6 protein-coding genes are annotated in these 6,179 nt (G+C 70.3%); all 6 read left to right on the forward strand.

Going from position 1 to position 6,179, the window contains the following annotated elements; translation table 11 throughout:
* Nucleotides 1-955: amidohydrolase family protein (locus G6020_RS10985; protein WP_182610655.1), on the forward strand; the 955-nt coding region annotated here is incomplete at its 5' end.
* Entirely contained in the window at nucleotides 952-1,716 is a 765-nt protein-coding gene (locus G6020_RS10990; protein WP_182610656.1) for an ABC transporter ATP-binding protein, read from the forward strand. The genes G6020_RS10985 and G6020_RS10990, both read left to right, overlap by 4 nt.
* A complete protein-coding gene (locus G6020_RS10995) occupies nucleotides 1,716-2,651 on the forward strand; it encodes an ABC transporter permease (protein WP_241732673.1) in 936 nt (311 codons plus the stop codon). The genes G6020_RS10990 and G6020_RS10995 overlap by 1 nt, the downstream gene beginning before the upstream one ends.
* A 134-nt stretch (nucleotides 2,652-2,785) precedes the next feature.
* Nucleotides 2,786-3,967, forward strand: a complete 1,182-nt coding sequence (locus G6020_RS11000; RefSeq protein ID WP_182610657.1) for an ABC transporter substrate-binding protein — start codon at nucleotides 2,786-2,788, stop codon at nucleotides 3,965-3,967.
* A 37-nt stretch (nucleotides 3,968-4,004) separates the two neighbouring features.
* Complete coding sequence (locus G6020_RS11005) at nucleotides 4,005-5,333, forward strand: FAD-binding oxidoreductase (protein WP_182610658.1); 1,329 nt, start codon at nucleotides 4,005-4,007, stop codon at nucleotides 5,331-5,333.
* Nucleotides 5,330-6,172, forward strand: coding sequence for a creatininase family protein (locus tag G6020_RS11010; RefSeq protein WP_182610659.1), 843 nt, complete (start codon nucleotides 5,330-5,332; stop codon nucleotides 6,170-6,172). Before G6020_RS11005 ends, G6020_RS11010 begins: the two co-directional genes overlap by 4 nt.
* The last annotated feature ends 7 nt before the right edge of the window (nucleotides 6,173-6,179 follow it).

A 6,179-nucleotide genomic window follows, 5' to 3' on the forward strand; every position in this document is an offset into this window, starting at 1 on the left:
GAGACTGGTGGCCAGCGGCACCACGGCGGTGCGCACCCATGTGGATCTGCACAGCGAGGGTGACCCGCTCCGCGGAGTCCGGGCCATGGTCCGGGTGCGCGACGAGCTCGCGGACGTGCTGGACCTGCAGATCGCGGTGATGGTCCGCGATGAGGACCCCGCCGAGCGGGCCCGCGACGCGATCGCGGCCGGGGCCGACCTCATCGGTGGCGCCCCGCACATCGCCCCCGACACCGCCGCGGAGACACACAGGTTGATCGACCTGGCCGAAGAGCTCGGGGTGGGCGTGGACCTGCACGTCGACGAGTTCCTCGACGGCGACCACGGCATGCTCACGGCCTTCACCGACCGGGTGGCCTCGTGGGAACCGGGCCGAATCCGGACGGCCGGTCACTGCTGCCGGATCGGCACGATGGACGCGTCCGGTCAGTCGGCCGCTGCCACCGCGCTGAGCGGCGCGGGTGTGGGAGTGGTGACACTGCCCGTCACCAACCTCTACCTCCAGGGGCGGGCGGAATGCACGTCCACGCCGCGCGGGCTGCCCCCCGTGCGGGCACTGCTGGACGGCGGCGTCACCGTGGGCGCGGGTGCGGACAACGTGCGCGACCCGTTCAACCCGGTCGGCCGCTCCGACGCGATCGAGACGGCGATGCTGCTGGTCATCGCTGCCCACCTCGACATGGACACCGCATGGCACCTGGTCACCGACGGCGCCCGCGACGTCATGGGATTGCCGCCCGCCGGTCCCGCTCCCGGCCGCCGCGCAGATCTGCTGCTCGTGCGCGCGAGCGGGCTCGACGACGTGATCGCCGACGCGCCCGTGGACCGGATCGTGCTTCGCGCGGGCCGCATGGTGTCCGCGAGGGCGTCCGTCCTCGTCGACCCCTTCCTCACACAGACCTCGACCCTCACACAGGCCTCGACCCACCCGCCCGATCTCCAGGAGGCACCATGACGACCCCAGCCCGCCCCGTCCTCCGGCCGGGTACCGAGATACTCGGTTTCTCCGACGTCGGGGTCACCTACCCCAACGGCACCCGCGCGCTCGAGGGCGTGGATCTCCGCGTGGGGGCCGGAGAGTTCGTCAGCGTGGTGGGACCCTCCGGGTGCGGCAAGTCCACACTGCTCGGGCTGGCCTCCGGCCTGGCGACCCATACCGACGGCTACATGCAGACCGGCACCGACCGGGTGGGGTACGTCTTCCAGGACGCCACGCTGCTGCCGTGGCGCACCGTCGCCCAGAACGTCGAGATGCTCGCCGAGCTCGACGGGATCGGCAAGGCCGAGCGGCGGCAGCGGGCGCAGGAGGCGATCGACCTCGTGGGGCTGACCGGCTTCGAGCACTCCCTGCCGCGAGAACTGTCCGGCGGGATGAAGATGCGGGTGTCGCTGGCCCGGTCGCTGACGCTGGAGCCCGAGCTGTTCCTGTTCGACGAGCCGTTCGGGGCCCTCGACGAGATCACGCGGCAGCGACTCGGTGACGAGCTCCTGGAGCTGTTCGCGGCCAAACGGTTCGCCGGACTGTTCATCACCCACTCGGTCGCCGAGGCCGTGTACCTGTCCACCCGGGTCGTCGTCATGTCCGGGCGTCCCGGCCGCATCGTCCACACCATCGACGTCCCCTTCGACGTCCCCCGCGACCCCGAGGTCCGGTACTCGGCCGACTACATCAACCTCGTCGGCGAGGTTTCCCAGGCTCTGGAGGAGGCACACTGATGAACACCACCACCACCACCAACACCGCTGCCGGCAGCACCTCGGCCGAGCCCGACGCGGACCCGGGGTCCGACGCCCCCGCACCGGTCGGCGCGACAACGGTCACCGCGCCCACCTCGGCGGCGGCCGGGCGGCGGCGCCGGATCTCCGCGGACGGGACCCTCGTACGGATCGGCGGCCCGCTCGTCGTCCTGGCCGCCTTCCTGGGGCTGTGGTACTTCGTCAGCTACGTGGTTCTCGAACCCGCCCGCCGTTTCCTGCTGCCCCCGCCGCACGTCGTGATCACCGATGGATTCCTGGGGCCCAACCTCGAGGCCATGCTCGAGGCGTTGGGGCGGACGACCGTGGTGGCGCTGACGGGCCTGGCGATCGCCTTCGTGATCGGGGTGGTGTGGGCGATCGTCATGAGCCAGGAGACGTGGGCGGAGCGTTCGCTGTTCCCGTACGCCGTGGTGCTGCAGTGCATCCCGATCCTCGCGCTGGTGCCGCTCATCGGTTTCTGGTTCGGGTTCGGGTTCACCGCGCGGGTGTTCGTCTGCGTGCTGATCGCCCTGTTCCCGATCGTGTCCAACACCCTGTTCGGGCTCAAGTCCGTCGACCCGGGTCTGCGGAGGCTCTTCCGGCTTCACCACGCCGGCCGACTGACCGTGCTTCGCAAACTCGAGGCACCGGCGGCGCTGCCCGCGCTGTTCGAGGGCCTGCGGGTGGCCGCAGGGCTCTCCGTGGTCGGGGCGATCGTCGGCGACTTCTTCTTCAAGCAGGGGGACCCGGGGATCGGCATCCTCATCGACACCTATCGGGCGCGGCTGCAGTCGCCGGAACTGTTCGCCTCCATCCTGCTCGCCTCGCTGCTCGGTGTGGCCGTGTTCCTGGCCTTCGGGTTACTCTCCCGCAAGGTGGTGGGGCGGTGGTACAACGCCGACGACCAGCGGTGATGGCGAGAGTCTCGCCCCGGCCGTAACCCACATCTGCCCGACCGGCAACACAACCGAAACGTAGCACCGCTTCACTATAGATATTGATCACGTCAATACGGGAGGCCTGATCCGGCCCCCGGGAGGAGACCCAGATGCGCCGCACCCACACCACCAGGACCGTGCTCTCCGTGGCCGCCCTGTGCACCCTCGGAGCCGCCACACTGACCGCCTGTGGTGGTTCCGATTCCGAGTCCGCCGAGGCGGCGTCCGGATACAGCGGTGAGATCGGGGCCGTCGACCTCAGCGAGAGCTGCCCCGCCACCGTGGTCGTCCAGACCGACTGGAACCCGGAGGCCGAGCACGGACACCTCTACGAGCTGCTGGGCCCGGAACCCACTATCGACGCGGGCGCCAAGGCCGTCTCGGGCCCGCTGTTCGCCTCGGGGGAGTACACCGGGGTGGACGTGGAGATCCGCACCGGTGGCCCGGCAATCGGTTTCCAGCAGGTCACCGCGCAGATGTACCAGGACACCGACATCATGCTCGGCTACGTGGACTCCGACCAGGCCGTGCAGAACTCGCTCAACAATCCGACGATCGGGGTGTTCGCGCCGCTGGACATCAACCCGCAGATGATCATGTGGGACCCGGAGACCTACCCCGACGTGGCGCGGATCGCCGACCTCAAGGACGAGGGGACCCGAGTCCTGTACTTCGAGGGCAACGCGTACATGGACTACCTCACCGGTGAGGGCATCCTGGACCCCGAGCAGGTCGACGGCAGCTACGACGGGTCGCCGTCCAACTTCGTGGCGGCCGGCGGGTCGGTCGCGCAACAGGGTTACGCCAGCGCCGAGCCGTTCATCTACGAGAACGAGGTCGCCGAGTGGGGTAAGCCCGTGGCCTACGAGCTGCTCCACGACACCGGGTACCCGATCTACAAGTCCATGATGGCGGTGCGCTCGGCCGAGCTCGAGGACAACTCCGCGTGCCTGGAGATGCTCGTTCCGGTCCTGCAGCAGGCCGAGGTCGAGTACTTCGCGGACCCGGATCGCACCAACGCGGTGATCGTCGACGCCGTCGAGCAGTTCAACACCGGCTGGGTCTACAGCTCCGAGCTGGCCGACTTCGCCGTCGAGGCCATGCTCGACCGGGAGATCGTCGGCAACGGTCCCGACTCGACGGTCGGCAACTTCGACGAGGAACGACTGGCCGACATCGTCGGGATGGTCACGGGCATCTACGAGGCCGCCGACGTCGCGATCGCCGAGGACGTTGCACCGGAGACCATCGCGACCAACCGGTTCATCGACCCGGCCATCGGGATGAACTGATCCCCCCAGTGACCACCCGATTCAGGAAGGCACCCCAGTGAGCGAGACCCAGACGGCGTCGCCGACGGCTCCCACGGCCCCGGACGTGGCCGGACTCGTCGAGGATCTGAGTGACCTGCTCGGCCCGGAGCTCGTCCTCACCGACGACCGCAGCCTCGACAAGGCCTCACAGGACGGCTCGTATCTCAGCCCGATCCTGCGTGCGCAGTGGCCGATCGGCCGCCCCGAGGTGGTGGTTCGGCCCACGAGTGTCGAGCAGGTCCCGCCGATCGTCCGCGCGGCGGTCCGCCGCGGGGTCCCCATCACCTCACGGGGAAAGGGCACCGGCAACTACGGGCAGGTGGTGCCGCTGCACGGTGGTCTCGTGCTGGACCTGACCGCCCTGAGGGGCATCGACGACGTGGACCCGGAGGCCGGGACGGTCACCGCCGAGGCAGGCGTCCGCATGATGAGCCTGGAGAAGCGGCTCGCACGCGACGACTCCCAGCTGTGGATGTATCCCTCGACCGTGCAGTCCACGCTGGGGGGCTTCCTGGCCGGGGGGTCCGCAGGGACCGGAACGATCGTGCACGGCCGCAACCACGAGGGGTTCGTCGAGGCGCTCGACGTGGTCTACGCCCACCCCGACGCCGAGATCGTGCACCTGACCGGGGAGGACGCCCAGCCGTTCGTGCACACCTACGGGGTCGCGGGGATCATCGTCCGCGCCACCGTGAGGATCGAACCCCTGCAGGACTGGCGCTGCCTCTACGCCAGCTTCGACGATCACCACGACGCCTTCTCCGTGGTCCCGCGCATCCACCGTCTCGACCCTGCGCCGCGGCTCTGCTCGGCCGATGGCGCCCACGTGGCCGGGTGCCTACCGCCCGACGAGGCCATCCCGCCCGGCCGCGCGAGTCTGCGCGCGATCGTCGAGGCCTCCGTCGTGGACGAGGTGAGCGCCCTGGTCACCGGTGCCGGGGGAGTGGTGGAAGCGGTGCGCAAGGGGGTCAACGAGTCAATCAAGGTCTCGACCCTGTCCTACAATCACCCCACCCACTGGTTGCAGAAAGCGGAGCCGGACACGTGGTTCCACATGGAATGCCAGGGTGACGCGCTGGTGGAGCGGTTGGACGAGGTCGAGGCCGTCTATCCGGGCGGAACCCTGCACCTCGAGGCCGGCCACGGCCGAATGTTCGGCATGCTCAACGGTCACTACACCGACCCGGAGGCCGCCTACGCGGGAGTGCCCGTCCTGGAGGAGCTGGGCGTGAGGGTGCACTCCCCGCACCAGTACCGGGTGGACCACGGAACCGAGGAGGTGCGGGCGTTGGCGGCCCGGACCGACCCCCACGGCCTGCTCAATCCCGGGCGGTGGGAGGAATGATCGGGCCCGCCCGGCGCTATGCGGACCTGAGCACCGTCGAGGCCGCGCGGGTGGGCCGGGGCGATCCCGTCGCCGTCATCCCCGCCGGTGCGATCGAACCCCACGGCCCCCACCTTCCCCTGGCCACCGACCTGATCGTGGCCGAGGAGGTGGCGGCCCGGGCGGTGGCCGCCGCCGCAGCCGGGGAAGGGGCGGGGGGCGAGGTCGACGCCTGGCTCATGCCCGCCCTCGGATACACCAAGAGCGACGAGCACTCCTCGTTCCCCGGGGCGATGTGGATCACCGCGGACACCCTGCTGTCCCAGGTCCGTGAGCTCGGATCCGCACTGAGCGCCAGCGGGTTCGGCCGCGTGCTCTTTGTCAACTGCCACGGCGGCAACTCCGCCCTGCTGGAGGTGGCGCTGCGGGAACTGCGCCGGCGCAGCGGCCTGCGGACCTTCCTGTACGCCGGTCGGGCCAACCCCGGCCCCACCGAACTCGGCATGGGGATCCACGCCGGGTGGGCCGAGACGTCGATGATGCTCCACCTGCGCACGGACCTCGTCGACATGTCCGTGGCCGAGGCCAGGATCCCCACCGGAGTGGCCGGGTGTCAGCACATCGGGTTCACCGGCCCCGTGAAGTTCGGCTGGCTGGCCGATGACCTGTCCGACACCGGGGTGATCGGCGACCCCACCGGCGCCGACCCCGACACCGGTGCACGACTGGTGGCCGATCACGTGGCCACCGTCGTCGGCGCGCTCGCGGAGATCGCGGTCTTCGACCCGGCGCGCGGAGTCCGGGGCGCCGACCTCTCCGCCGACCTCTCCGCCGTCGCCGCAGGGGGAGGTGCGCGATGACGGCCGC

Origin of the sequence: Dietzia sp. B19, from assembly GCF_014145155.1 — a bacterium.
GTDB classification, from domain to species: domain Bacteria; phylum Actinomycetota; class Actinomycetes; order Mycobacteriales; family Mycobacteriaceae; genus Dietzia; species Dietzia natronolimnaea.

Excerpts from the sequence above, each read along its gene's own strand:
- G6020_RS10990 (WP_182610656.1), top strand. The coding sequence starts at position 952 with ATGACGACCCCAGCCCGCCCCGTCCTCCGGCCGGGTACCGAGATACTC.
- G6020_RS11010 (WP_182610659.1), top strand. The coding sequence starts at position 5,330 with ATGATCGGGCCCGCCCGGCGCTATGCGGACCTGAGCACCGTCGAGGCC.
- G6020_RS10995 (WP_241732673.1), top strand. The coding sequence starts at position 1,716 with ATGAACACCACCACCACCACCAACACCGCTGCCGGCAGCACCTCGGCC.
- G6020_RS11000 (WP_182610657.1), top strand. The coding sequence starts at position 2,786 with ATGCGCCGCACCCACACCACCAGGACCGTGCTCTCCGTGGCCGCCCTG.